This is a genomic window from Pseudomonas urethralis (genome assembly GCF_021602465.1).
GTDB classification, from domain to species: Bacteria; Pseudomonadota; Gammaproteobacteria; order Pseudomonadales; family Pseudomonadaceae; genus Aquipseudomonas; species Aquipseudomonas vlassakiae.
The window spans coordinates 144,009-168,067 of sequence record NZ_BQIJ01000003.1 but is presented as its reverse complement, the minus strand read 5'-3'; the positions used below and the strand labels follow the sequence as shown (position 1 = coordinate 168,067).

Here is a 24,059-nt window from a genome sequence, read left to right as displayed (position 1 = left end):
TTACATGATCGCTTGCCTGCGGCTGTTCACAGCCCTCTGCCTCGCTGCCCTGCTGGCAGCCTGCGCCAGCTCGCCCTCATCCAGCCTGGGCGAACTGCCACGCACCCCGGACGCCAGCATCGAGCAACTGCTCGAGAAGGCCGCCACCAGCAAGTCCGCGGAAGACGCTGCCCTGCTGCGCCTGAGCGCAGCCGACCTGGCTTACAAGCAGAAGGACTTCCCACGCGCGGCACGCATCCTCGAACAGGTGCCGATGGACACGCTCAAGCCGGCCCAGCAGATTTTCGCCGCCACCCTTGGCGCGGAACTCGCCATGAGCCGCAACCAGCCCAAGGCCGCCCTGACCGCGCTGTCCCATCCGAGCCTGCAACACATTGCAGAGCTGCCGGAGCAACAGCAGGTGCGCACCTACAGCGTCCATGCCGCAGCCCTCGAGGCCGATGGCCAGGCCATGGCCGCCGCCCAGCAACGCGTACTGCTGAGCCCGCTGCTCAGTGGCCAGGCCGCCAGCGCGAACCATGACGCGATCTGGACCCTGGTCGCCTCGCTGCCGGCCGAGCAGCTGCAACAGCCAGCCAACAACGAAATCCTGGCCGGCTGGACCAGCCTGGCGCTGGCCGTCAAAAGCGCCGGCACCCTGGAGCAGCAACAAGCGGCCATCGAAGCCTGGCGCAAGCAGCACCCCGATCACCCAGCCGCCAAGCAACTGCCGCTGGCCCTGACCAAGCTCAAGGAACTGGCCAGCCAGCCGCTGACCAAGATCGCCCTGCTGCTGCCCCAGGAAGGCCCGCTGGCCGGCGTTGCCCGGGCCCTGCGTGACGGCTTCATGGCCGCCCACTTCCAGGCCCAGCAAGCGGGCGGGCAAGCGCCTGCCGTGCAGGTCTACGACAGCTCGCGCATCGGCTCGCTCGATGCCTTCTATCGCCAGGCCCAGGCCGATGGCGTGCAACTGGTGGTCGGCCCGCTTGAAAAGCCGCTGGTCAAGCAGCTCGCCGGCAACAGCCAACTGCCCATCACCACCCTCGCCCTGAACTACGCCGATGCCGGCCAGAAAGCACCACCGCAACTGTTCCAGTTCGGCCTCGCCGCTGAGGACGAAGCCCGTGAAGTGGCGCGCCGCGCCCGTGCTGATGGCATGGTCCGCGCCGTTGCCCTGGTACCGAGCGGTGAGTGGGGTGACCGCGTGCTGGCCGCCTTCCGCCAGGACTGGGAAGGCAATGGCGGTACCATCATCGCCGCCGAGCGCATCGCCCAGCCGGTCGCCCTCGCCCAGCAGATCGCCAACCTGTTCCAGCTGCGCCAGAGCGAAGGCCGCGCCCAGAGCCTGCAGAGCACCGTGGGCGGTACCATCGCGGCACAACCGTCGCGCCGCCAGGACATCGACTTCATCTTCCTCGCCTCGACCCCACAGCAGGCGCAGCAGATCAAACCGACGCTGAACTTCCAGTACGCCGGGGACGTACCGGTCTACGCCACCTCGAACCTGTACAGCGCCAGCGGCGACGTCAACCAGTACAACGACATGAACGGCATTCGCTTCTGCGAAACGCCATGGCTGCTCGACACCAGCAACAGCCTGCGCCAGCAGGTGGTACAGCAGTGGCCACAGGCCGCCGGCAGCCTCGGCCGCCTGTATGCGATGGGTGTCGACGCCTACAGCCTGGCGCCGCGCCTGGGCCAGCTCAAGGCACTGCCAGACAATCGCGTGCAAGGCCTGTCCGGCAGCCTGAGCATCAACGCCAGCCAGCGCGTCGAGCGCCAGTTGCCATGGGCCGAGTTTGCTGGTGGCCAGGTCAAGCGCCTGCCAGATACCTCGCGCTGATGCCCGCAGCATCGCCAAGCAGCGCCGGCCAGGCAGCAGAAACCCAAGCCCTTGAGTACCTTCAAGGGCAAGGCCTGCAACTGCTGATGCGCAATTGGCGATGCAAAGGCGGCGAGCTTGATCTGGTCATGCTCGACGCCGATACAGTAGTATTCGTCGAAGTCCGCTACCGGTTGCACGCGGACTTCGGTGGCGCCCTCGGCAGCATTGACGGGCGCAAGCAGAAACGACTGGTGCTTGCCGCCACACTGTTCCTGCAGAAGGAGTCCCGCTGGGCCAATCACCCCTGCCGCTTCGACGTTGTCGCCCTGCAGGGCAGCCACCATGCAGGCCGGCCACTTCAATGGCTGAAAAACGCCTTCGAATGCTGAACCCACTCCGATTTTTTTGCTCTATGTTTCGCGGGCTGGTCCCTGTTGCGCGCCGCGCCGGCCACCGCCCCACTTAAGGTCACCAGATGGACATGCAATCCCGAATTCGCCGGCTGTTCCAGGCCAGCATCGACACCAAGCAACAGGCAATGGACATCCTGGCACCGCACATCGAGCAGGCTAGCCTGGTCATGGTCAATGCGCTGCTCAATGAAGGCAAGATGCTCGCCTGCGGCAACGGCGGCTCCGCTGGCGATGCCCAGCACTTCTCTTCGGAGCTGCTCAACCGCTTCGAGCGTGAGCGCCCGAGCCTGCCGGCCATCGCCCTGACCACCGACAGCTCGACGCTGACCTCGATCGCCAACGACTACAGCTACAACGAAATCTTCTCCAAGCAGATTCGCGCCCTGGGCCAGCCCGGCGACGTACTGCTGGCGATTTCGACCAGTGGCAACTCTGCCAACGTGATTCAAGCGATCCAGGCCGCACATGATCGCGAAATGATTGTCGTAGCATTGACCGGACGTGACGGCGGCGGCATGGCATCGCTGCTGCTGCCAGAAGACGTGGAAATCCGCGTACCGTCGATGGTCACCGCACGTATCCAGGAAGTCCACCTGCTGGCGATCCACTGCCTGTGCGATCTGATCGACAGCCAACTGTTCGGGAGTGAAGAATGACCCCCATACGCCTCGGCCTGATGGCCCTTACCCTGTGCCTGAGCGTCACCGGCTGCAGCTCGGTACTGACCTCGACCCGCAACTCGCCGATCGAGGATGATCGCGGCACCCGCACCATCGGCAGCAAGATCGACGACTCGCTGATCGAAACCAAGGCTTCGGTGAACATTGCCAAGGCCAGCCCTGACCTGGACAAGGGTTCGCACATCGTCGTCAGCAGCTACAACGGTATCGTCCTGCTTGCCGGGCAAACCCCGCGTGCCGACCTCAAGAGCCTGGCCGAACAGACTGCCAGCCAGGTCCAGCGAGTGAAGAAGGTACACAACGAACTGCAGGTGATGCAGCCCTCCTCGATCCTGGCGCGCAACAACGATGCCTGGCTGACCACCAAGATCAAGGCCCAGATGCTCACCGACAATGCCGTGCCCAGCTCGCGCATCAAGGTCATCACCGAGAACGGCATCGTCTACCTGCTGGGCCTGGTGACCCAGCAAGAGGCCAACTCCGCCACCGCCGTGGTTCAAGGGGTCTCTGGCGTGCAGAAGATCGTCAAGCTGTTCGAGTACATCGACTGATTCAGTTGCCGCCGCGACCCGCCACTGGCTGGCCTCGGCGGCAACATGCCCCACCCGTTCAATTTCCAGGAAATACCGCATGAAAAAGCTTCTGCTGCCCGCCCTGCTGCTCGGCACCTTCGCCACCCTGGCTGGCTGCTCGACCCCAAGCCTGATCACCCTCAACGACGGCCGCGAAATCCAGGCTGTCGACGCCCCGCACTTCGACAAGGACTCTGGCTTCTACGAATTCCAGCAGCTCGACGGCAAGCGCACCCGCATCAATCGGGACCAGGTTCGCACCATCAGCGACCTGTAAGCTCAGCCTGGCAAAAAAAAAGGCGATCCATACGGATCGCCTTTTTTATTACTTGACCACTTTCAGGCTGGGTCGCCCACTTGGACGTGGAGGCTGGCCACCCCCTTCCGGCGGGCCATCGTCATCCGGCTCGACAGCATCGTCTTCCTGTTCATCGCCATCCATCAGCGGTGGCTCCAGCTCGAAGACCATGCCTTGGCCGTTCTCGCGGGCATAGATCCCCAGGATGGCACCTGCTGGCACGAACAACGAATGGGCAACGCCACTGAAGCGCCCCTCGAAGCTTACCGCCTCGTTATCCATGTGCAGGTTGCGCACGGCACTCGGCGAAATGTTCAGGACAATCTGGCCATCGCTGGCAAAACCTTGTGGTACCTGGACCGCCGGGAATTCGGCATTGACCAGCATATGGGGGGTGCAATCGTTGTCGACGATCCACTCGTACAGTGCTCGAACCAGGTAGGGGCGACTGGAGTTCATCAACGGCTCCTTAAAGCTTGCGCATTTCACGTTCAACAGAGGACAGGCTCGCCTGGAAAGGCTCGCGGGCGAACTGCCGCTCCATGTAATCCAGCAGCGGCTTGGCCTGCCGCGGCAATTCGATACCCATAACCGGCAAACGCCACAGTATGGGCAATAGACAACAGTCGACCAGACTTTGCTCCTCACTCATGAAGCAAGCAAACTCGCCGAACAGCGGCGAGACGCCGGTCAGGCTTTCGCGCAGCGCCTTGCGCGCCTCGACACGGGCGGCCTCAGCGCTGCGCGGGTCGAGAAGGGTATCCGCCAGGGCGCACCAGTCACGCTGGATACGATGAATCAGCAGACGGCTATTGCCACGCGCCACCGGGTAGACCGGCATCAACGGCGGATGCGGGTAACGCTCCTCGAGGTATTCCATCACCACGGTCGACTCATACAACGCCAGGTCACGATCGACCAGGGTCGGTACGCTGCCGTAAGGGTTCACCTCTGCCAGCCTGGCTGGCAGACGCGCAGGGTCGACGTCGATCACCTGCACGTTGATGCCCTTCTCGGCGAGCACGAGGCGTACCCGATGAGAATAATGGTCAGCAGGGTCGGAATAACAGGCTAACCGGTTGGTTGCGCCCATGTAGCGCCTCCTCGCAGGGGATGCTTGTAAACTCTAAATGAAAACGCGCCCGCGGGGGCCTGGCAAATTTGCCAGGCCCCCGCGGGCGCGTTCAACTACCAGAAATTACTGCGTGATCAGTGCACGTCCTTCCAGTATTCGCGCTTGAGCAAGTAGGCGAATACGAAGAAGAAAGCCAGGTACAGCAACACGTAGGTACCGATGCGCTGGCTTTCCAGTTTGACCGGGTTGGCCGAATAGGCCAGGAAGGTCACCAGGTTCTTGACCTTCTCGTCGAACTGCTCGGTGTTCAGGGTACCGGAATTCGGCGTAATGGTCAGCTGGTCACAGGCTTCATGGGTGAGCGGGCTACCCGTCAATGGGTCGAATTGCTTCTTGCCATCGACCACCATCTGCACCTGCTTGCAGCCAATCACCTGGTTGCCTTGCAGGCCGACCAGCACGTTGGGCATACCGACGTTCGGGAACACCTTGTTGTTGACCCCGTACGGGCGCGACTTGTCTTCATAGAAGCTGCGCAGGTAGGTGTACAGCCAGTCGGTACCCCGCACCCGCGCAACCAGGGTAAGGTCGGGCGGGGCAGCACCGAACCAGGTCTTGGCGTCGCTGGGCTGCATGCCGATCTGCATGTGATCGCCAATCTTGGCCCCGGTGAACACCAGCTTCTCGAGCATCAACTCATGAGGGATACCGAGGTCATCGGCAACCCGCTCGTAACGCTGGAACTTGGCACTGTGGCAACCCATGCAATAGTTGGCAAAGGTGCGCGCACCGTCCTGCATGGCCGCTTTGTCGGTCAGGTCGATATCGACCTTGTCCAGCTCCAGGCCGTGTTCGGCAGCGAAGGAAAAGGCAGGCATCACTGCCAGCAAAAATACTGCAATCAACTTTTTCATCAGCCAGTCACCCTTTCCGGAACCGGTTTGGTCTTCTCGAGCCTTGTGTAGAACGGCATCAACACGAAGTAGGCGAAGTACAGCACCGTGCACACCTGCGACAGCAAGGTACGCCCAGGCGTAGGCGCCAGTACGCCGAGGATGCCGAGGATGACGAAGGCAATGCAGAACACCAGCAGGAAGAGCTTGCTGATCCAGCCCTTGTAGCGCATGGAGCGCACCGGGCTGCGGTCGAGCCAGGGCAGCACGAACAGCACGGCAATTGCGGCACCCATGGCGATTACACCCATGAGCTTGTCAGGCACCGCCCGCAGGATCGCGTAGAACGGCGTGAAGTACCACACAGGCGCGATATGCTCGGGCGTCTTGAACGCGTTCGCCTGCTCGAAGTTGGGTTTTTCCAGGAAATAACCGCCCATCTCCGGGAAGAAGAACACCACGGCACAGAACACGAACAGGAACACCACCACACCGACGATGTCTTTCACCGTGTAGTACGGGTGGAACGGAATGCCGTCGAGCGGAATGCCGTTCTCGTCCTTTTTCTTCTTGATGTCGACACCATCGGGGTTATTCGAGCCTACTTCGTGGAGGGCCAGGATATGCAGCACCACCAGGCCGAGAATCACGATCGGCAAGGCCACCACGTGCAAGGCGAAGAAGCGGTTCAGGGTGATGCCCGAAATCAGGTAGTCACCACGGATCCACTGGGTCAGGTCGCCGCCGATCACCGGTATGGCACCGAACAGCGAGATGATCACCTGGGCACCCCAGTAGGACATCTGCCCCCAGGGCAGCAGGTAGCCCATGAACGCTTCCGCCATCAGCGCCAGGTAGATCAGCATGCCGAACAGCCACACCAGCTCACGAGGCTTCTGGTACGAGCCATAGAGCAGGCCGCGGAACATGTGCAGGTAGACCACGATGAAGAATGCCGAAGCGCCGGTGGAGTGCAGATAGCGCAGGATCCAGCCGTACTCGACGTCACGCATGATGTACTCGACCGAGGCAAAGGCCTCTTCCGCCGAGGGCGTGAAACTCATGGTCAGCCACACGCCAGTGACGATCTGGTTGACCAGCACCAGCAGTGCCAGCGAGCCGAAGAAATACAGGAAGTTGAAGTTCTTGGGCGCGTAATACTTGCTCAGGTGGTCTTCCCACATCTTGGTGGCGGGGAAGCGCGCGTCAATCCAGTCCATGAACTTGCTCATCATGCTTTCTCCTGGTCGACGCCGATGACGACAATGTCGTCCGACTCATAAGAATGCGGCGGTACTGGCAGGTTGAGAGGCGCCGGTTGCGCCTTGTAGACACGGCCGGCCAGGTCGTAGTGGGAGCCGTGGCAAGGGCAGAAATAGCCACCGACCCACTTCGGCCCGAGGTCTGCGGGCGCAACTTCCGGGCGAAAGGTCGGTGAGCAACCCAAGTGCGTGCAGAGGCCGACGAGAATGAGGATTTCCGGCTTGATCGAGCGGACCTCAGGGTCGACATAGGTCGGCTGTACCGAGCTTTTCGATTGAGGATCGGAGAGGTCACCTTCGATCTTCTTGAGGTTGCCAAGGATCTCCTGGGTACGCCGCACGATGAATACCGGCTGGCCACGCCATTCGGCAACCATCTGCTGCCCCGGCTCGACCTTGGCAATATTGACCTTCACCGGTGCCCCGGCTGCCTTCGCCTTGGCACTGGGAAACCATGACCCCACGAACGGTACCGCAGCCCCCACTGCCCCCGCTGCCCCGACCACGGATGTCGCGGCTACGAGGAAGCGGCGCCGGCCTGCGTTGACGCCGTCATTGCTCATTCAGTCCTCTCCCATCAGCTTGCTTGGCCAGTTGGACCTGACCTGTACTTAGGTTGTGTCTGTGGCACTAAAAATTGGTCGCCATGGTAAGAAACAAATCCACACAGTGACAAGGTGATTACCCCCACAGGGAGCCATAACCCGCGCTTTGCTTGATCTGCGTCTATGCGACCAGTGGTCACCGACATGCTGACAGGTTAGTTCAAGCACAAAAAAAAGCCCGGTTCCAAGGAACCGGGCTTTCTTCGACTGCCGAAGCGGTATTAACGCTTGGAGTACTGAGGACGCTTACGCGCTTTACGCAGACCCACTTTCTTACGCTCGACTTCACGAGCGTCGCGGGTGACGTAGCCAGCACGACGCAGAGCGCCACGCAGGGTTTCGTCGTATTCCATCAGAGCGCGGGTGATACCGTGACGGATAGCACCGGCCTGACCGCTGACACCACCACCGGAAACGGTGACGTAGATGTCGAACTTCTCAACGGTTTCGGTCAGCTCGAGCGGCTGGCGAACAACCATGCGAGCGGTTTCGCGACCGAAGAACACGTCCAGAGAACGGTTGTTGATGGAAATGTTACCAGTACCCGGACGCAGGAATACGCGAGCGGTTGCGGTCTTGCGACGGCCAGTGCCGTAATTTTGAGTCGCCGACATAATGAACTTTCCCGTTAGATCTTCAGTTCTTGAGGCTGCTGAGCAGTGTGTGGGTGAGCAGCACCCGCGTACACTTTCAGCTTACGGTACATGTCGCGACCCAGCGGGTTCTTAGGCAGCATGCCTTTGACCGCGGTTTCGATAACACGCTCAGGGGCCTTGGCGATCAACTTCTCGAAGTTGATTTCCTTGATACCGCCTGGGAAACCGGAGTGGGAGTAGTACATTTTGTCGGAAGACTTGGCACCAGTCACACGAACCTGTTCAGCGTTGATGACGACGATGTAGTCGCCGGTGTCAACGTGAGGGGTGTATTCTGGTTTGTGCTTGCCACGCAGACGGCTAGCGATTTCGGTAGCCAGACGACCCAGGGTCTGGCCAGCGGCGTCGACTACGAACCACTCGCGCTTTACTGTTTCCGGTTTAGCAGTAAAAGTTTTCATTCTCTAAAGCCTCAGAGGCCGCCCAGCGAAAAATAGACGGCGAATCTTACTGGATAGTGCACAGCTTGCCAAGGGCAAGCGCGCAGCCGAACGCTGACGCTTTTGGGGGCTCGGGTCGGGCACGCCAATGTTCGACGGGGTTCTTCCTGCGTGGTGGTGCATCACTTCCGCCACACGGAGAGGGGCAGAATTATCCAGATTGCGCGAAAAATTTCAACCTGCTTTGATGGGCTTCTTTTGCCAAGGAGTGTTTTCCCGATGGAATACCGCAAGCTCGGCCGTACCGACCTCGACGTCAGCGCCCTGTGCCTGGGCACCATGACCTGGGGCGAGCAGAACACCCAGGACGAGGCGTTCGAGCAGATTGCCCTGGCCAAGGCCAGCGGCATCAACTTCATCGACACCGCCGAGATGTATCCGGTGCCGCCACGCCCGGAAACCTATGCCGCCACCGAGCGCATCATCGGCAACTGGTTCCGTGCCAACGGCGATCGCGATGACTGGGTGCTGGCCAGCAAGGTCGCCGGGCCCGGCAATGGCATCAGCCACATCCGCGACGGCCAGCTCAAGCACAATCGCCAGCACATCGTCGCAGCGCTGGACCAGAGCCTCAAGCGCCTGCAGACCGACCGCATCGACCTCTACCAGCTGCACTGGCCGGAGCGCAGCACCAACTTCTTCGGCAAACTGGGCTACCAGCACTTGGCCAACGACCTGTTCACCCCACTGGAAGAAACCCTCGAAGTGCTCGACGAACAGGTACGTGCCGGCAAGATCCGGCATATCGGCCTGTCCAACGAAACGCCATGGGGCACCATGAAGTTCCTGCACCTGGCCGATAGCCGCGGCTGGCCGCGGGCGGTGTCGATCCAGAACCCTTACAACCTGCTCAACCGCAGCTTCGAAGTGGGCCTGGCGGAGGTGGCCATCCGCGAGCAATGCGGCCTGCTGGCCTATTCGCCCTTGGCATTCGGCATGCTCTCGGGCAAGTACGAGAACGGTGCCCGGCCGGAAAAAGGCCGGCTGACCCTGTTCAGCCGTTTCGCCCGCTACTCCAACCCGCAGACCGTGGCAGCCTGCAGCCGTTATGTACAACTGGCCCGGGCGCATGGCCTGGACCCGGCACAAATGGCCCTGGCGTTCGTGACCCGGCAGCCATTCGTCACCAGCAACATCATCGGCGCAACCGACCTGGTGCAGCTGCAGAGCAACCTCGACAGCCTGCAGCTGAACCTCAGTGACGAACTGCTCGCGGCGATCGAGGCGATCCATCAGGAGCAACCGAACCCGGCGCCTTGAGCTGAACCCGGTATCGGCTTCATCGCGGGTAAACCCGCGCCCACAGGGTTTGGTGCAGACCTTGAGGGGGCGGGGTAGACACAATCGCCAAAAAATAAGACGATCCAGCCGGTGATTGACCACTCTACCCTATAAGAACAATGACAATGATGTTTACCCAACCCTCCGCGTCGTTGCGGCGCGTCAGCATCCTGGCCATTGACAAGGTGTTCGCTTCGACCCTGATGCAGGCCAAGGATTTCTTCCACCTCGCCAGCTTGCGCTACAGCAAGCAGCTGGGCCTGGGCTTGCAGCCCATGTTCGAGATTCGCCTGGTGAGCCCCGACGCCCAGCCGGTGGACAGCTTCAGCAATGTGCAATTGCCGGTCGATGGCGGCCTCGACGATGCCGACGTCATCATTCTCCCGGCCTTCTGGGACGATTTCGACAACCTCCTGCAACGTTATCCACAGGTACTGCCTTGGCTGCGCGAACAGCACGCCCGCGGCGCCGTGCTCTGCGCCGAAGCCAGCGGGGTGTTCTGGCTGGCCGAATCCGGCCTGCTCGATGGCAAGGAGGCGACCACCTACTGGCGCTTCTTCAACAGTTTCGCCGAGCGCTTCCCGAAGATTCGCCTGAACCAGGACAAGCACCTGACCGACGCCGACAACCTGTACTGCGCCGGCGGCACCACATCAGCCTGTGACCTGTACATCTACCTGATCGAGCGTTTCTGCGGCGCCAATGTAGCGCGTGCCGTGGCCCGCGACATCCTCTACGAAGTGCAGCGCAACTACACCCCAGGGCGCATGGGCTTCGGCGGCCAGAAGCTGCACCAGGACCTGATCATCCTGCAGATCCAGCACTGGCTGGAGGAGCATTTCGCCGACAAGTTCCGCTTCGAGGACGTGGCTCGCAACCATGGCATGAGCATCCGCAACTTCATGCGCCGTTTTCAAGGGGCGACCGGTGACAAACCGCTGCACTACCTGCAACGGTTACGCATCGAGACAGCCAAGGGGTTGCTGTCGAGCACACGCAAGAGCATCAAGACCATCAGTTATGAGGTCGGTTATGACGATGCGAGTTTCTTTGCGCGGCTGTTCCGCCAGCACACGGAGTTGTCGCCGAACCAGTATCGGCAACAATTCATGCAAGAGGCTTGAGGCCAGGGGGCTGCTGTGCGGCCCCCTGTTTACTTATGGCTTGTGCGCACGCGCCAGGAATTCGTGCGACTGCATTTCCAGCAAACGGCTGAGGGTCCGCTGGAATTCGAAGCTCAGGCGCCCGCCGGTGTACAGGTCCTTCAGCTCGACCTCGGCCGAGATGATCAGCTTGACGTTGCGGTCGTAGAACTCGTCCACCATGTTGATGAAGCGGCGGGCGATGTCGTCGGTGGTGACGCCCATCTGCTCCACGTTGCTCAGCAACACGGCATGGAAGATCTTGCCCAGTTCGATGTAGTCGTTCTGGCTGCGCGGCCCGTCGCACAGGGCGCGGAAGTCGAACCAGGCGACGTCGTCGCAGGTGCGCAGGGCATTGATCGGGCGATTTTCGATCATCAGCACGTCGTTCTCGACGGCCTGGGTGCATTCCGGCGTCAGCGCCTTGAAGCTTGCGCGCATGCTCTGGTGCGCCGCGTCATCGAGCGGGAAGTGGTAAAGCTCGGCCTGCTCCAGGTGACGCAGACGGTAGTCGACGCCGCTGTCGACGTTCACCACGTCGGTGTACTGCTTGATCATGGCGATGGCCGGCAGGAAGCGTGCGCGCTGCAGGCCGTCCTTGTACAGGCCGTCCGGGACGATGTTGGAGGTCGCCACCAGCGAGACGCCGTTCTTGAACAGCTCTTCCATCAAGGTGCCGAGGATCATGGCGTCGGTGATGTCGGACACGAAGAATTCGTCGAAGCAGATCACTTTGGCTTCTTCGCTGAAGCGCTTGGCGATGATGGTCAGCGGGTTCTTCTCGCCCTTGAGGGTTTTCATTTCCTCATGGACGCGCTTCATGAATCGGTGGAAGTGCGTGCGCATCTTCTGCTTGAACGGCAGCGCTTCATAGAAAGTGTCGACCAGATAGGTCTTGCCACGCCCTACCCCACCCCAGAAGTACAGGCCTTTGACTGGCGTCTGCTCCTTCTTGCCGAACAGCTTGCCGAACACGCCCGGCTTGTTGTTCTGCGCGCGCACCAAGTCGTCGTACAGACGCTGCAGGTGACGTACCGCAGTTTCCTGCGCCGCGTCATGGAAGAAGTCGGGACGTTTCAGATCTGCTTGATATCGTTCTAGGGGCGTCATGATTTCGTTAGCGAGGCAACAAAAAACGGGCCGTCACTGTAGCGACAGGCCCGCTTAATGGCAATCAGACTTGCGGCGAAATGCCTCAGTCTTGTTGCGGCTGAAGCGCTACACGCAGGCTTTCGATGGCCGAATCACGGGCTTCGGCACTGTCGAACTGCGGCCCGTCGGCAACCTGCTCATCGTTCAGCCACAGGCTGAAGCCCAGGCCATCAACGCGCACGTCGGCGTCGCCACCCTGCTGCAGCTGCTTGCTCACGGCGCCGGCGCTCTTGCCGTCGGCGAAGCTGCGCGACAGCAGCAGTTGCTCGCCATCGGCGGCCAGCAGGCGGAAGCGGAAGCTGCCGTCTTCATCACGGAAGCTGACGAAGCGCGCGCTCTTGACGGCTTTTTTCTTCACTTCGGTGCTGGCCTGCACGCTGCTGCGGAACGAGCGCAGGCCCACGGCCTCACGCAGTTGCTCGAGGAACGGGGTGGCGATCTGGCGCGCCTTGGCGGCGCCGGCAAGGAGGATGTCCTCCAGGTCTGCCGGACGCGAAATCAGCTGGTGGTAGTGCTCGCGCTTCTCGGCCAGCTGGCCGTCGAGCAGCTGGAACAGGCGTTGCTTCGCTTCGCCCCAGCCCAGGCCCTGGAGCAGCTCTTCGCGGAACTCGGCGCACTGCGACGGCGTCGAGAAGGCCTGGAACAGGGTGAACAGGTGCGAATTGTCCGGGTCCTTGGCTTCACCAGGTGCCCGCGAGTCAGTGACGATGCGCGAGATGGCGTCTTTCATGTCCTTGGCGCTGGTGAACAGCGGGATGGTGTTGTCGTAGCTCTTGGACATCTTGCGCCCGTCCAGGCCCGGCAGGGTCGCCACGCTCTCCTCGATCACCGCTTCCGGCAGGGCGAAGAAGTCGTTGCCCTGGCCGAACAGGTGGTTGAAGCGCTGGCCGATGTCACGGGCCATTTCCACGTGCTGGATCTGGTCACGGCCGACCGGCACCTTGTTGGCGTTGAACATCAGGATGTCCGCAGCCATCAGCACGGGGTAGCTGTACAGGCCCATGGTCACGCCGGCATCAGGGTCTTCGCCGGTTTCGAGGTTCTTGTCCACCGAGGCCTTGTAGGCGTGGGCGCGGTTGAGCAGGCCCTTGGCGGCGACGCAGGTCAGCAGCCAGGTCAGCTCCGGGATCTCGGGGATGTCGGACTGCCGGTAGAAGGTCACCTTGGCGGGATCCAGGCCACCGGCCAGCCAGGTCGCGGCAATTTCCAGGCGCGAACGCTGGATGCGCAGCGGGTCGTCACACTTGATCAGGGCGTGATAGTCGGCCAGGAAGTAGAACGAGTCGACACCCGGCTGCTGGCTGGCGACGATCGCCGGGCGGATGGCGCCGGCGTAGTTGCCCAGGTGCGGGGTGCCGGTGGTGGTGATACCGGTGAGGATGCGCGTGGTCATGGGTGTTCGCTTATTCAGGCTTGGCTCAGTTCGAAAGGCGCGGCAGCAGCAGATCCTTCAGATCGGTCAGCTTGCCATGGAAGAAGTGTCCGCATTCTGCCACTTTCAGCAGCTCGTGGGGGCGCCCCAGTGCGTCGGACCATTCGTAAACCTGCTGCGGATCGACGACTTCGTCGGCCTCAGGCTGCACCACGGCGATCGGGCAGCGCTGCGGCAGCGGGAAGTCGGCGGTCAGGCGCATTACCGCCGGGGCGATCATGAACAGCTGCTGCAGCTCCACGCCTTGCGCTTCCAGGCGCCCGGCCAGGCTGGTGGCGACGAAGCCACCGAACGAGAAGCCCATGAGCACCAAGGGCAGCTCACGGTGTTGCGCGCGCAGCCACGCTGCGGCGGCCTCGGCATCGGCCACTTCGCCGGCCCCCATGTCATGGCTGCCGGCGCTCTGGCCTACACCGCGGTAGTTGAAGCGCAGGGTCACGTAGCCGGCGTCGCGGGCGGTGCGCTGCAGGGTCGAGACCACCTTGTTGAGCATGGTGCCGCCCTGGACCGGGTTGGGGTGGCAGATCAACACCGCACCGCGGGCATCGGCCACGTCCAGGTACAAGGCTTCCAGCTGGCCGATCGGGCCATCGATGAACAAGGGGGTTTCGCGGACAAGCAAGGCACTACTCCGTGACCTCGAAGGGGGTCGATTCGTCTAGGTGAGGAATTCTGTTCTGATTTGCGATCGCTCGCGGTATACAGCGCAGGTCTGAGCCGTTAACGTAAAGCAAAGCCGTTTATAGAGGAAGGACTCGTGGAACTCTCGCTCCTTGTTTGGTTGTTGCCAACCCTGGCCCTGGTCATCGGTGTGGCGGTCGGTTTCATCGTGGCCCGCCTGTTGCCCAATGCAGCGCCCAGCAGCACCCAGCGTCAGCTGGATGATATCCAGCAGCGCTTCGACAGCTATCAGAACCAGGTGGTCACCCACTTCAACAGCACTGCGGTACTGGTCAAGAAACTGACTCAGAGCTACCAGGACGTGCAGGATCACCTGGCCGACGGTGCCAACCACCTGGCGCTCGACGAGCTGACCCGCCAGCGCCTGCTGGCCGCCCTGCACTCCGAGGGCACCCAGGGGCCGCGTGACCGCCTGACCCCACCTAAGGACACCGCCGAAGTGCCACGTGACTATGCACCGAAGTCGCCGAACTCACCGGGCATGCTCGACGAGAGCTACGGGCTCAAGCGCTGAACCGATAAATTGAAAAAGGCCTCGAAAGAGGCCTTTTTCTTGCGTGACCGGAACATGCCAGGCAACCCCGCCGCAGCGGGGCGCCCCGTCAGCTCAAGGCTTGCGCCACGACTGACCATCCTCATCGTCATCACCGCCAGCGCGGCGGATGATCAGGTCGAGGTCGTTTGCAGACATTTTCATGGTGATACTCCTCTGGGATACGCTGGTCATTGCACCAGCCCAGCCAGAGTGCTCGTGCATGCCAGTGCAAGGCATCAGGCAGAGCTTCCCGAACCATGCATCATGCACAGGCGCTCAACGCCTGCTCGATATCCGCCAGCAGATCCTCCACATCCTCCAGCCCCACCGACAACCGCACCAGCCCTTCGGAAATGCCGTGATGCGCCCGCTCTTCGGGCGTATAGCTGGAATGGGTCATGCTCGCCGGATGCTGCGCCAGCGATTCGGCATCGCCCAGGCTCACCGCCCGGGCAAACAGTTGCAGCGCATTCATGAAGCGCCGCCCGGCGTCGATCCCACCCTTGAGTTCGAAAGCGATCATCCCGCCCGGCAAGCGCATCTGCCGCTGCGCCAGTTCGTATTGGGCGAACGATGGCAGCCCCGGATACTGGATCAGCTCCACCTGCGGCTGGCATGCAAGAAACTCGGCGACCTGCTGGGCATTCGCACAGTGACGGTCCATGCGCAACGCGAGCGTCTTGAGGCCGCGCATCAACAGTGAGGCATCGTGCGGTGACAGCACTGCCCCCGTCATGTCCTTGAGGCCTTCCAGGCGAATCCGGTCCACCAGCGCCTTGCGCCCGATCACCAGTCCGGCGGTGATGTCGCCGTGGCCACTGAGGTACTTGGTCGCCGAGTGCACCACCAGATCGGCCCCCAGCTCCAGTGGCCGCTGCAGGTAGGGCGTGCAATAGGTGTTGTCGACAACGATATGCAGGTCATGCCCTCGCGCCGCTTCGGCAACCGCCGGGATATCGACCACCTGCATGTTCGGGTTGGCCGGGGTTTCGAAGTAGATCATCCGGGTTTTTGGGGTGATCGCAGCTTTCAGTGCCTTGGCGTCATTGAGGTCGACATGCCGCACCTTCACGCCGAACTCGCCGATGCCATGGTGCATGAAGGCGAAGGTACAGCCATACACCGTGCGCCCGACGATCAGCTCATCACCGGGGCGCAGCAGGGTCCACAACGTCGAGGTGATGGCCCCCATGCCCGACGCCAGCGCCAGGCCCGCCTCGCCCCCTTCCAGTGACGCCATGCGCTGCTCCAGCAAGGCCAGGGTCGGGTTGGAGATACGGCTGTAGAAGTGTCCACCCTCCTCCCCGGCAAAGCAGGCCGCACCATATTCGACGCTGGGGAAGGCATAGGTCGCAGTCTGGTAAACCGGCGGCACCAGGGCGCCGCCGTGGGAAAGCGGGTCGTAGCCATGATGGATGGCGCGGGTGGAAAAACCGGTGTTGTTATGGGAGTCGCGCATGGCAACAGCCTCTGGTGGTTTGTTATAAGCTTATGCCACCGAGCTGTCTGATCTTTTCCAAAATTGCCCACGCGTTTGCGTCTGTTTTGGAATGAAAACAACAAATACAGCACCAGGAGGGCAAAATATGCCTTCAAGCCTCGACCGCACCGACCGCGCCCTGCTTGCCGCCCTGCAGGCCAACGCCCGCCTGACCATTTCCGAACTTGCCGACCAGGTCGCATTGACCACCTCGCCGTGCTGGCGGCGGGTCAAATTGCTGGAAGACAACGGCTATATCACCGGCTACCAGGCCATCTTGTCGCCCAAGTCGCTGGGGTTCGGGGTGACGGCGTTCGTCAGCATCATGATGGATTCGCATACCAAGGACATGGCTTTGGCGTTCGAGCAACGGCTGATGGAGATTCCCGAGATTGTGGCTTGCCACAACATTTCTGGACGGTATGACTTTCTGCTGGAGATTCTGGCGAGGGACCTGGAGTCGTTTGGGGAATTTACCCGGGAAGTACTGCAGCGGTTGCCGGGGGTGAAGGAGATCTATTCGAGTTTTTCTTACAAGGCGGTTAAGGAAAAACGCGTTATTCCTGTTGCTGAAAAACACATCTAGAACAGATTTTTACAGTCAGCAGGAATCCTCCTACCGATTGACGAGCAGCGCCTGACATACAGGAAAAACTGCCTGGAGCACGCTTTGCCATGTAGCGACCAGGAGGATGACTACATGGCTCAAAATGAAACCGTCAAATTTGGTGAACCCTTTCGTGATTCGCGCGGTGCGCTGAATCTGAATGAGGGCGTCTTGACGCGCGCGCAAGCACCGGATCGAGTGCCTCTCAGCCCGTTGCCCCCGTTGTCCGGGACCGGCTATGGCGGCTGGGGGCTGGATGCAGGGCGACCTCGAGGTACTGGAGGGCCTAGCCCTTTCGCGCAGGAGAAAGGCTGGCGAACGGTTTTTGGCGAGGAGTTTACTGCCGTCACCAATATCCACGCCGAACAATATGCACCCGCTCTTGAGCAACTTCCCGCGCAAATCAGCGCTGAACGCGCCGCCATCGAACAACAGGCAATCGCGGGAGCCGCGGGTCAGCCCGTCCCGCATTTGGAGCTACGCCAGCAGCTTGCCACGACGAGCTTGCAACAGAAGCGCGCCGAGTATCTTCAGATTGTCCCCGTAGCAACCAGCTTTTACGGCGCCATTCCCTTTTACAAGCGCTACGACTCCTTCGCCACCCGGCTGAACGACGATGGCGCATTCCCGATAGGCACTTCTGGCGAGGCATGGGGCCGACAGGTCTGGGAGACTTTCAACGCGTCTGTCGATGCCGCCTACCGCTTGCACATCGCGGCGCAGAAGTTTCACGCGTTGGCGGTGGAATTGCCTGAAATGGCTCGCCAGGTCGACGATGCAGAAATTGCGCAACCTGCTGTAGACCTTCCCAAAGCCATCGAACGGCGGTATGGGCAAATTCTTCATGAACAGCAGATCTGCTTCGACTGCCTGCCCAGCTTCCTGCAGCACCAAGTGGCTCAATCAACCCCAACCCAGGAAACCGATACTCTCGTCCAGCGTTTTTCGGCCTATGTAAATGCCGCCAATGCGCTGATCGCAGCGAAGCAAGCCGAAGTACCCGTTGTCAGCGACTCCAACCCGAACATCGTCGGCCCACTTTCCAAGCCTCAAACCGAGGCACTACAGGACCTCGTCGATGAACAGGCCAACCGCCGAGCCGGCGTGCTTTGGGCGGATTACCACCGGGCACTGGCGCTCACGGAGTCCATTCGCTATTTGCAGCAGTTCAGCGCGTCAATGGCGAATCTCACCCAGCGTGCGATGGAAATGGAACAACTGCAGGCAAGGCTTGCAGCCGAACGTGCAACTGCCGAGGAGGCTGCACGTCAGCAAGCAGAAGCAGCGCGGATAGCTGCCGAAGAAGCGGCCCGGCGCCAAGCCGAGGCAGCACGCCACCGCATCAGTTACATCAACGACACCCACTCCGCTGCCTCTGCGACGACCGTCATCCCGATCGGGTTGGCGACCTTTGCTGCGGATGTCGCGTCGGTTGCCATTCGCGGAGCAATCGTCGCAGCAATAGGTCGATTGGCTACCACAACGGCCCCCTTGGCTGTAGCCATACTTTCCGCAGCCTGGCCTGCAACGCTGGGTAATTCGGAAAGGCGGTACCTGATCAGCACCCCTCTTTCCAGCCTTTCTCCACCAGACGGGCCTGATCTGGCCGCCCTCGCCCTTTCGTCAGCAAGCGTGGACGTACCTTATTTACTTGCTGGTAGTGAAGACGCAAACGACATCAGCCTGTACGTGGTTCCCGGCGGTAAGGCAGTGCCGGTAAAGGCCGCAACATTTGATGCCGAACGGCAGGTATACAACCTCGCACTGGAGAATCCACAGCGCATCCTGACCTGGACACCCGCCAGCCCGCCCGGAGGTGGTGAAGGTAGCTCCACTAGCGTGCCACCCGCTCCGCCGGGCACGATTGTTTACACCGGCAGCAGCCTCAACCCTGTAAGCAACACAACGGAAAGCTATCCTGCACTGGATCTGCTGGATCAGGAACGGCTGATCATCACCTTCCCGATAGACTCGGGATTGCCGCCTATCCTGGTGGTGTTCAAGAGTCCGAGGTATGAGCCAGGTATCGCTACAGGAGTCGGTGCACAAGTCACAGGCCTCTGGCTTGGCGAGGCAACACGCGGAGAAGGCGCCCCGATACCGGCACATATTGCTGATCAGCTTAGAGGTATTGAATTTCGGAGTTACGATGCTTTTCGAGAAAAACTCTGGAAAATCGTAGCAAATGATCCCGAGCTCTCAAGGCAGTTTTCCAAACAGAACATTATTCGCATGCGGGAAAATGGGCACGCTCCCAGAGCAAGAAACCCCGACGTTTATGGAAAAAAGAAGAGTTTTGAGCTGCATCATGTAGTGCCAATCAGCGAAGGCGGCGAGGTGTATGACATCGACAATTTAAGGGTTGTCACGCCAGCGGCGCATCATAAGATTCATTATGGAGATAAGTCATGAGCATCAAGCCCAACTACAGCGATTATACAGAGTTGGAGTTCATTGAGTTTTTAAAGGAAATCTATCGCGCCAATGCCGAGGAGCCAGATGAGATACTGGATCCATTGCTGGAGCACTTTTCTGCAGTTACCGAGCACCCTAGCGGTACAGACCTGATTTACTGGCCTGAAAATGATGAGCAAGGTGAGCTTGAAGCAGTTCTGAGCATTATCAAAGCGTGGCGTGCAGCTAACGGAAAACCTGGATTCAAGGAAAACTGAATGCAAACCCCGCTCCGGCGGGGTGCCTCCCTTTGGAGTGAGAACACTCCTACAAACTCTTCAAAAAGAACCTACACCCAATGTAGCACGGTGAATATTTCCATCCTAAACAAGCACAGCCATGATTTCGATATCACTTCAAGAGAGAAACGCGGACATGGCATTTCAGCTCCCCGAGCACATCGCAAACAAGCTTGCTGAGCAGACCTTCGAAAACTTTGACGATTTCTCTCATGCCTTCTGGCTGGCAATCGCCGAAGACCCGATCTACTCCCAACAATTCGTTACCTCGCAGCTCAATCGCATCAAGCAAGGCTGGCCACCCCGGGCGCCTTTTGGTGAAACCGCAAAAGGCGTGCGCAACTATCAAATCTGCCACCTCGACCCACCCGCCTTTGGCGGTGCGATGTACGACGCCGAGAACATGCGGATCATGAGTGCACTGCAGTACGCGCTTTCATCGGAGGTGAAATGGTGATCAGCCAAAAACACTCCCTTGCCGACTACACCTGCGCCGAATTCACGACGGTGGTTGAGGAATTGCTGCAGGCATCTGGTACCTCCGCCTGGCAGGATCGCTTACTCGAACACTTTATCGAGATGGCCGGACATCCGGATGGATCTGACCTCCTCTACTACCCAGCAAACGAATTGGAGGGCTGCGCTGTGGCAGTGATCGCACGCATCATCGCCTGACAAAAATCCAAGGAACTTCCCCTGTTCAAGGACGTGCAATGAACAAGTCTGTATGGGTATTGATGCTGCTTCTATCCGGTTGCGCCGATGGCAGGATCCTCATTTTGCCTAATCTGCAGGACCAGAAGTTCGCCTGCGACATGGATCCTTACAAACAAGGTTGCGAACGCCATAGTGACTATGACCAGCACTTCAAGTCCATCGAGGACAAGAAGGGCTAGGTAGCTCATTCCATTCATTTGGCGGCACCTGCTAACACCCCGGCAGTTGCTCGGAGGCTTTTCATGAGTCGCATGGCGAAACAGCCCGAAAATATAATCGCCAGGCAAGTGCTGGAGACACTGAGGCGTTATCCGGAGCTGATACGCCACATACCTGTGGCTACAGTGCTGCACCGCGTCCAGCCTTCCCTTTACGATGCCAACCCCGTCAAGTACCGAGCAGACTCCGACACCCGCTATGCCGATCCCGCCAAACAGATCGGTGTCTATTACCTCGGTCTCACTGAGGAAGTTGCCGTGGCCGAGTCCTTCCAGCCTGGCCAGGGTGTTGATAACCAGTCAGTAAGTCTCTGGCGACTAGCGCAAACGTCACTGCATCGACTCAAGGCGGCGCGTGTATTGAACGTGGTTGACGTGGCCGCATTGGCGAATAGAGCCACCCACCACAAAGTGCGCGATATCGTCCAGGCCAAGGGACAGGGGCGAGAGGGATATGCACTCACCCAAAAAATCAGCCAGGCATGCATGAATGTCGGTGAGGTCGATGGCCTGCTCTATCAGTCAGCGGTCTACACCGTGACCGGGTCAATGGACGGGTGCAACCTTGTGCTGTTCGAGGGCCGTAGGCGCCAAGTCGAGGCGATCAGCCACCAGCTGGTAATGGATGCACTGCTATTGAATGGCGAGACGGCTGTGGAATTCCTGGAAAGTCTGGGTGTAGTACTGGAGTAAGCACGAAAAAGGCGAACCTCTCACGAGGCCCGCCTTCACTGTCCCGCCATCAACGCATTCCGGTAGTCACGCTTGATGATTTCCAGAGCGGCTGGATCATCCAGCATTTCAAACCGGGGCACTTCGTTGCTCGGCTCACCTGGATCGGAGTAGTCCATTCTGCCGACCAAGTGCTGAACGAGCGTGTTCATTGCTTCCGTATCAGCAGGATCAACATCAAGCGATGTCATCAATGCCTCAACGATTGACCTTGGCTTGTTTTCGGCAAACTGAAACGATGGGTAAAACTTTCTGCGATTGCCGGTCTTGGTGTAGGCCAGGAGTTTCCCCGCCTTGGTCTTCTGACTCAGTGCTTGCTTGGTAATGCCCAGGATTTCGCACGCTGCTTTGGCGTCAAGCAGCTCACAGCGGCTGTCTACCCGTTCAAAGGCGCGCGCCTTCATCCTGGCCACCGCTTCCTGGTTGCGCGTTGCGATACTGCGTTTCGCCTCAACCTCGACCTTGGCGAGCGCAGCAAAAGCCTTCTCGTCCGCAAGCGCCACGGCTTTGAGCACTACCGCAGCCGACGCTCGGGCAAGATGCTCCTCGAAGCGCTCCCGCAATGCAGCCTTGGCAGCCTCGATGCTTGCTAGCGCGGGATGAATGGCATCGTGGGTGACCGCACTCATAGACCCTCCTCAGGGCCTGAATAGCCCGTGTGTCTAAAGGCTAGGCCGCCGCGAAAAATATGTCAACTTGTCAATTAGTCAAAATATAAATCAACCATAGAAAATCCCCACAAACAAAAAACCCCGCCGAAGCGGGGTTTTTCACAAGCATCAACGCTTAGATCGCGCCACGCTGCCGCAGCACATCCAGCACCTGCTTCACGCCTTCTTCAACACTGGTGCTCTGGGTATCGATCACCAGGTCAGCATCCAGCGGCACGTCGTACGGGAAGCTTTCACCCGGGATGTTGTCGCCACCGGCTGCGTACAGGCCCTGTGGGTCACGCTCACGGCACGCCAGCGGCGAGGCCTGAACGTAAACGGTCACCAGGCGCTCCTTGCCGATCAGCGCCCTGGCCTGTTCACGGCCTTCGGCATCCGGGGCGACGAACGCCGCCAGGGTCAGCAAGCCAGCTTCGTTGAACTGGCGCGCCACATGGGCGGCGCGGCGCCAGTTCTCGGTGCGGCCGGCGCGGTCCTGTGGCAGGCCCTTGTTCAGATCGTGGCGCAGGTTCTGGCCATCGAGCACGTATACCGCACGGCCCATGTCGAACAGCTTGCGCTCAACGGCATAGGCCAGGGTGCTCTTGCCAGCGCCGGACAGGCCGCTGAACAGCACGGTGGCCGGCTGCTGGCCGAAACGCAGGGCGCGCTCTTCGGTGGACACGTGAGCGAGCTTGCCATGCTGCCCGGCGCCGCCGTGCGGCAGGACTGGCGGCGCGATGATCATGCCGGCGCCCACGGTGCCGTTGGTCAGGCGGTCGATGACGATGAACGCACCAGTGGTGCGGTTGCTGTCGTAACCGTCCAGGGCAATCGCGGCGTCCAGGGCAACCTTGACGCGGCCGATCTCATTCAACTGCAGCGCGCTGGCAGCGCCCTGCTCCAGGGTGTTCACATCAACTCTGTGGGTGATACTGGCAATCGAGCCCGGCACATAGCTGGTGGCGCGCTTGATGTCGTACTTCTTGCCCGGGAGCATCGGCTCCTCGGCCATCCACACCAGCATGGCGTCGAACTGGTCGGTGACTGGCGGTACGTTGTCGGCGTGTACCAGCAGGTCGCCACGGGAGATGTCGATCTCGTCTTCCATGGTCAGGGTCACGGCCTGGCCCGGGCCGGCGTTTTCCAGTTCACCTTCGTAGGTGACGATGGACTTGACCCGGCTGCTCTTGCCCGACGGCAGCACGACCACTTCGTCACCCTTGTGCACCACGCCGCTGGCGATGGTGCCAGCGAAGCCGCGGAAGTTCAGGTTCGGGCGGTTGACGTACTGCACCGGGAAGCGCAGGTCGGTGACGTTGCGGTCGGCCGACACTTCGACGGTCTCGAGGATTTCCATCAAGGTCGGGCCGGCGTACCAAGGCGATTGCTCGCTGTGGTTGACCACGTTGTCGCCCTTGAGCGCCGACATCGGCACGAAGTGCAGGCTGCTTGGCTTCAGGTTGATGGCCTCGGCGAACTTCAGGTAGTCGGCCTTGATCGACTCGAACACGCCTTCGTCGAAGCCCTTGAGGTCCAACTTGTTGACTGCGACCACGATGTGCTTGATGCCCAGCAGCGAAGCGATGTAGCTGTGGCGACGGGTCTGGGTCTGCACGCCGTAGCGGGCATCGACCAGGATGATCGCCAGGTCGCAGGTGGACGCGCCGGTGGCCATGTTGCGGGTGTACTGCTCGTGGCCCGGGGTATCGGCGATGATGAACTTGCGCTTGGCGGTCGAGAAGTAGCGATAGGCGACATCGATGGTGATGCCCTGCTCGCGCTCGGCCTGCAAGCCGTCTACCAGCAGCGCCAGGTCGACTTCTTCGCCGGTGGTGCCGACTTTCTTCGAATCACGGGTGATGGCCTCGAGGTGGTCCTCGTAGATCATCTTCGAGTCGTGCAGCAGGCGCCCGATCAGGGTGCTCTTGCCGTCATCCACGTTACCGCAGGTGAGGAAACGCAGCAGTTCTTTACGCTCGTGCTGAGCCAGATAAGCGAGGATATCTTCGCTGATCAAATCGGATTGGTGCGACATGGA

28 protein-coding genes are annotated in these 24,059 nt (G+C 60.5%); 15 read left to right on the top strand and 13 right to left on the bottom strand.

Annotated elements, in window-relative coordinates; all coding sequences use genetic code 11:
• Positions 1-4: 4 nt before the first annotated feature.
• The 5 genes from L6D64_RS06310 (at position 5) to L6D64_RS06290 (ending at position 3,746) form a co-directional block, all read left to right on the top strand.
• Positions 5-1,822 (top strand): penicillin-binding protein activator, encoded by a 1,818-nt coding sequence (locus tag L6D64_RS06310; protein ID WP_176508313.1) that lies wholly within the window; start codon positions 5-7, stop codon positions 1,820-1,822.
• Positions 1,822-2,193 carry a YraN family protein gene (locus tag L6D64_RS06305; RefSeq protein ID WP_176508312.1) on the top strand — a complete coding sequence of 124 codons (372 nt, stop codon included), beginning with the start codon at positions 1,822-1,824 and terminating at the stop codon, positions 2,191-2,193. The genes L6D64_RS06310 and L6D64_RS06305 overlap by 1 nt, the downstream gene beginning before the upstream one ends.
• Positions 2,194-2,279: 86 nt before the next feature.
• A complete protein-coding gene (locus L6D64_RS06300; RefSeq protein ID WP_054884633.1) occupies positions 2,280-2,873 on the top strand; it encodes a phosphoheptose isomerase in 594 nt (197 codons plus the stop codon).
• Positions 2,870-3,448 carry a BON domain-containing protein gene (locus L6D64_RS06295; RefSeq protein WP_176508311.1) on the top strand — a complete coding sequence of 193 codons (579 nt, stop codon included), beginning with the start codon at positions 2,870-2,872 and terminating at the stop codon, positions 3,446-3,448. Before L6D64_RS06300 ends, L6D64_RS06295 begins: the two co-directional genes overlap by 4 nt.
• Before the next feature lie 79 nt (positions 3,449-3,527).
• Positions 3,528-3,746: a YgdI/YgdR family lipoprotein gene (locus L6D64_RS06290; protein ID WP_054884635.1), complete on the top strand. Its 219-nt coding sequence runs from the start codon at positions 3,528-3,530 to the stop codon at positions 3,744-3,746.
• Positions 3,747-3,794: 48 nt separating this feature from the next.
• Here L6D64_RS06290 and L6D64_RS06285 read toward each other — a convergent pair whose 3' ends face one another.
• The 7 genes from L6D64_RS06285 to rplM form a co-directional block, all read right to left on the bottom strand.
• The gene (locus L6D64_RS06285) at positions 3,795-4,226 is read right to left on the bottom strand and encodes a ClpXP protease specificity-enhancing factor (RefSeq protein ID WP_176508310.1); all 432 of its coding nucleotides are present in this window, start codon (positions 4,224-4,226) and stop codon (positions 3,795-3,797) included.
• A 10-nt stretch (positions 4,227-4,236) separates the two neighbouring features.
• Positions 4,237-4,860, bottom strand: coding sequence for a glutathione S-transferase N-terminal domain-containing protein (locus tag L6D64_RS06280; RefSeq protein ID WP_176508309.1), 624 nt, complete (start codon positions 4,858-4,860; stop codon positions 4,237-4,239).
• 116 nt (positions 4,861-4,976) lie between these two features.
• The gene (locus tag L6D64_RS06275) at positions 4,977-5,756 is read right to left on the bottom strand and encodes a cytochrome c1 (RefSeq protein ID WP_054884638.1); all 780 of its coding nucleotides are present in this window, start codon (positions 5,754-5,756) and stop codon (positions 4,977-4,979) included.
• Positions 5,756-6,967, bottom strand: a complete 1,212-nt coding sequence (locus L6D64_RS06270; protein ID WP_176508367.1) for a cytochrome b — start codon at positions 6,965-6,967, stop codon at positions 5,756-5,758. Before L6D64_RS06270 ends, L6D64_RS06275 begins: the two co-directional genes overlap by 1 nt.
• Positions 6,967-7,560: a ubiquinol-cytochrome c reductase iron-sulfur subunit gene (gene petA, locus L6D64_RS06265; protein WP_054884640.1), complete on the bottom strand. Its 594-nt coding sequence runs from the start codon at positions 7,558-7,560 to the stop codon at positions 6,967-6,969. The genes L6D64_RS06270 and petA overlap by 1 nt, the downstream gene beginning before the upstream one ends.
• Positions 7,561-7,823: 263 nt before the next feature.
• Complete coding sequence (gene rpsI / locus L6D64_RS06260; RefSeq protein ID WP_003260797.1) at positions 7,824-8,216, bottom strand: 30S ribosomal protein S9; 393 nt, start codon at positions 8,214-8,216, stop codon at positions 7,824-7,826.
• 14 nt (positions 8,217-8,230) lie between these two features.
• Positions 8,231-8,659 carry a 50S ribosomal protein L13 gene (rplM, locus tag L6D64_RS06255; protein WP_003260798.1) on the bottom strand — a complete coding sequence of 143 codons (429 nt, stop codon included), beginning with the start codon at positions 8,657-8,659 and terminating at the stop codon, positions 8,231-8,233.
• 258 nt (positions 8,660-8,917) lie between these two features.
• Here rplM and L6D64_RS06250 point away from each other — a divergent pair, with 258 nt between their 5' ends.
• Positions 8,918-9,958 (top strand): NADP(H)-dependent aldo-keto reductase, encoded by a 1,041-nt coding sequence (locus L6D64_RS06250; RefSeq protein WP_176508308.1) that lies wholly within the window; start codon positions 8,918-8,920, stop codon positions 9,956-9,958.
• Positions 9,959-10,182: 224 nt separating this feature from the next.
• The gene (locus L6D64_RS06245) at positions 10,183-11,103 is read left to right on the top strand and encodes a GlxA family transcriptional regulator (protein WP_176508366.1); all 921 of its coding nucleotides are present in this window, start codon (positions 10,183-10,185) and stop codon (positions 11,101-11,103) included.
• Positions 11,104-11,136: 33 nt separating this feature from the next.
• Here the strand turns inward: L6D64_RS06245 and zapE are convergent, their stop codons facing one another.
• The 3 genes from zapE to L6D64_RS06230 all read right to left on the bottom strand — a co-directional run bounded on the left by zapE (position 11,137) and on the right by L6D64_RS06230 (position 14,327).
• Positions 11,137-12,231: a cell division protein ZapE gene (gene zapE / locus L6D64_RS06240; RefSeq protein ID WP_176508307.1), complete on the bottom strand. Its 1,095-nt coding sequence runs from the start codon at positions 12,229-12,231 to the stop codon at positions 11,137-11,139.
• Between the two features lie 85 nt (positions 12,232-12,316).
• On the bottom strand, positions 12,317-13,666 hold the full coding sequence (locus tag L6D64_RS06235; RefSeq protein ID WP_176508306.1) for a tryptophan--tRNA ligase: 1,350 nt from the start codon (positions 13,664-13,666) through the stop codon (positions 12,317-12,319).
• A gap of 25 nt (positions 13,667-13,691) precedes the next feature.
• A complete protein-coding gene (locus L6D64_RS06230; protein WP_176508305.1) occupies positions 13,692-14,327 on the bottom strand; it encodes an alpha/beta hydrolase in 636 nt (211 codons plus the stop codon).
• Between the two features lie 135 nt (positions 14,328-14,462).
• Between L6D64_RS06230 and L6D64_RS06225 the strand changes: the two genes are divergently transcribed.
• Positions 14,463-14,900: a Z-ring associated ZapG family protein gene (locus tag L6D64_RS06225; protein ID WP_027918018.1), complete on the top strand. Its 438-nt coding sequence runs from the start codon at positions 14,463-14,465 to the stop codon at positions 14,898-14,900.
• 283 nt (positions 14,901-15,183) lie between these two features.
• Here L6D64_RS06225 and L6D64_RS06220 read toward each other — a convergent pair whose 3' ends face one another.
• Positions 15,184-16,380 (bottom strand): methionine gamma-lyase, encoded by a 1,197-nt coding sequence (locus L6D64_RS06220; protein ID WP_176508304.1) that lies wholly within the window; start codon positions 16,378-16,380, stop codon positions 15,184-15,186.
• A gap of 127 nt (positions 16,381-16,507) precedes the next feature.
• Here L6D64_RS06220 and L6D64_RS06215 point away from each other — a divergent pair, with 127 nt between their 5' ends.
• From L6D64_RS06215 to L6D64_RS06185, 7 genes are all read left to right on the top strand, one after another.
• On the top strand, positions 16,508-16,987 hold the full coding sequence (locus tag L6D64_RS06215; protein ID WP_176508303.1) for an Lrp/AsnC family transcriptional regulator: 480 nt from the start codon (positions 16,508-16,510) through the stop codon (positions 16,985-16,987).
• Positions 16,988-17,101: 114 nt separating this feature from the next.
• On the top strand, positions 17,102-19,420 hold the full coding sequence (locus L6D64_RS06210; protein ID WP_176508302.1) for an S-type pyocin domain-containing protein: 2,319 nt from the start codon (positions 17,102-17,104) through the stop codon (positions 19,418-19,420).
• Entirely contained in the window at positions 19,417-19,680 is a 264-nt protein-coding gene (locus tag L6D64_RS06205; RefSeq protein ID WP_085675061.1) for a bacteriocin immunity protein, read from the top strand. Before L6D64_RS06210 ends, L6D64_RS06205 begins: the two co-directional genes overlap by 4 nt.
• Positions 19,681-19,801: 121 nt before the next feature.
• A complete protein-coding gene (locus L6D64_RS06200) occupies positions 19,802-20,158 on the top strand; it encodes an S-type pyocin (RefSeq protein ID WP_371870313.1) in 357 nt (118 codons plus the stop codon).
• Positions 20,152-20,376, top strand: a complete 225-nt coding sequence (locus L6D64_RS06195; protein WP_176508300.1) for a bacteriocin immunity protein — start codon at positions 20,152-20,154, stop codon at positions 20,374-20,376. Before L6D64_RS06200 ends, L6D64_RS06195 begins: the two co-directional genes overlap by 7 nt.
• A gap of 38 nt (positions 20,377-20,414) precedes the next feature.
• Entirely contained in the window at positions 20,415-20,597 is a 183-nt protein-coding gene (locus L6D64_RS06190) for a hypothetical protein (RefSeq protein ID WP_176508299.1), read from the top strand.
• Between the two features lie 63 nt (positions 20,598-20,660).
• Positions 20,661-21,329, top strand: a complete 669-nt coding sequence (locus tag L6D64_RS06185) for an RES family NAD+ phosphorylase (protein WP_236192357.1) — start codon at positions 20,661-20,663, stop codon at positions 21,327-21,329.
• Positions 21,330-21,364: 35 nt separating this feature from the next.
• Here L6D64_RS06185 and L6D64_RS06180 read toward each other — a convergent pair whose 3' ends face one another.
• Together L6D64_RS06180 and cysN are read right to left on the bottom strand one after the other, a co-directional pair.
• Positions 21,365-21,997 (bottom strand): hypothetical protein, encoded by a 633-nt coding sequence (locus L6D64_RS06180; RefSeq protein ID WP_176508298.1) that lies wholly within the window; start codon positions 21,995-21,997, stop codon positions 21,365-21,367.
• Between the two features lie 157 nt (positions 21,998-22,154).
• Positions 22,155-24,056 (bottom strand): sulfate adenylyltransferase subunit CysN, encoded by a 1,902-nt coding sequence (cysN, locus tag L6D64_RS06175; protein WP_176508297.1) that lies wholly within the window; start codon positions 24,054-24,056, stop codon positions 22,155-22,157.
• Positions 24,057-24,059: the final 3 nt, after the last annotated feature.

Bases quoted from the DNA above. Each gene is read 5' to 3' on its own strand.
- L6D64_RS06300 (WP_054884633.1), top strand. From the start codon at position 2,280: ATGGACATGCAATCCCGAATTCGCCGGCTGTTCCAGGCCAGCATCGAC.
- L6D64_RS06245 (WP_176508366.1), top strand. From the start codon at position 10,183: ATGCAGGCCAAGGATTTCTTCCACCTCGCCAGCTTGCGCTACAGCAAG.
- cysN (WP_176508297.1), bottom strand. From the start codon at position 24,056: ATGTCGCACCAATCCGATTTGATCAGCGAAGATATCCTCGCTTATCTG.
- L6D64_RS06220 (WP_176508304.1), bottom strand. From the start codon at position 16,380: ATGCGCGACTCCCATAACAACACCGGTTTTTCCACCCGCGCCATCCAT.
- L6D64_RS06285 (WP_176508310.1), bottom strand. From the start codon at position 4,226: ATGAACTCCAGTCGCCCCTACCTGGTTCGAGCACTGTACGAGTGGATC.
- L6D64_RS06200 (WP_371870313.1), top strand. From the start codon at position 19,802: ATGATTTCGATATCACTTCAAGAGAGAAACGCGGACATGGCATTTCAG.
- zapE (WP_176508307.1), bottom strand. From the start codon at position 12,231: ATGACGCCCCTAGAACGATATCAAGCAGATCTGAAACGTCCCGACTTC.
- rplM (WP_003260798.1), bottom strand. From the start codon at position 8,659: ATGAAAACTTTTACTGCTAAACCGGAAACAGTAAAGCGCGAGTGGTTC.
- L6D64_RS06185 (WP_236192357.1), top strand. From the start codon at position 20,661: ATGAGTCGCATGGCGAAACAGCCCGAAAATATAATCGCCAGGCAAGTG.
- rpsI (WP_003260797.1), bottom strand. From the start codon at position 8,216: ATGTCGGCGACTCAAAATTACGGCACTGGCCGTCGCAAGACCGCAACC.
- L6D64_RS06215 (WP_176508303.1), top strand. From the start codon at position 16,508: ATGCCTTCAAGCCTCGACCGCACCGACCGCGCCCTGCTTGCCGCCCTG.
- L6D64_RS06305 (WP_176508312.1), top strand. From the start codon at position 1,822: ATGCCCGCAGCATCGCCAAGCAGCGCCGGCCAGGCAGCAGAAACCCAA.
- L6D64_RS06295 (WP_176508311.1), top strand. From the start codon at position 2,870: ATGACCCCCATACGCCTCGGCCTGATGGCCCTTACCCTGTGCCTGAGC.
- L6D64_RS06190 (WP_176508299.1), top strand. From the start codon at position 20,415: ATGAACAAGTCTGTATGGGTATTGATGCTGCTTCTATCCGGTTGCGCC.
- L6D64_RS06310 (WP_176508313.1), top strand. From the start codon at position 5: ATGATCGCTTGCCTGCGGCTGTTCACAGCCCTCTGCCTCGCTGCCCTG.
- L6D64_RS06275 (WP_054884638.1), bottom strand. From the start codon at position 5,756: ATGAAAAAGTTGATTGCAGTATTTTTGCTGGCAGTGATGCCTGCCTTT.
- L6D64_RS06235 (WP_176508306.1), bottom strand. From the start codon at position 13,666: ATGACCACGCGCATCCTCACCGGTATCACCACCACCGGCACCCCGCAC.
- petA (WP_054884640.1), bottom strand. From the start codon at position 7,560: ATGAGCAATGACGGCGTCAACGCAGGCCGGCGCCGCTTCCTCGTAGCC.
- L6D64_RS06290 (WP_054884635.1), top strand. From the start codon at position 3,528: ATGAAAAAGCTTCTGCTGCCCGCCCTGCTGCTCGGCACCTTCGCCACC.
- L6D64_RS06210 (WP_176508302.1), top strand. From the start codon at position 17,102: ATGGCTCAAAATGAAACCGTCAAATTTGGTGAACCCTTTCGTGATTCG.
- L6D64_RS06205 (WP_085675061.1), top strand. From the start codon at position 19,417: ATGAGCATCAAGCCCAACTACAGCGATTATACAGAGTTGGAGTTCATT.
- L6D64_RS06250 (WP_176508308.1), top strand. From the start codon at position 8,918: ATGGAATACCGCAAGCTCGGCCGTACCGACCTCGACGTCAGCGCCCTG.
- L6D64_RS06195 (WP_176508300.1), top strand. From the start codon at position 20,152: ATGGTGATCAGCCAAAAACACTCCCTTGCCGACTACACCTGCGCCGAA.
- L6D64_RS06180 (WP_176508298.1), bottom strand. From the start codon at position 21,997: ATGAGTGCGGTCACCCACGATGCCATTCATCCCGCGCTAGCAAGCATC.
- L6D64_RS06280 (WP_176508309.1), bottom strand. From the start codon at position 4,860: ATGGGCGCAACCAACCGGTTAGCCTGTTATTCCGACCCTGCTGACCAT.
- L6D64_RS06270 (WP_176508367.1), bottom strand. From the start codon at position 6,967: ATGAGCAAGTTCATGGACTGGATTGACGCGCGCTTCCCCGCCACCAAG.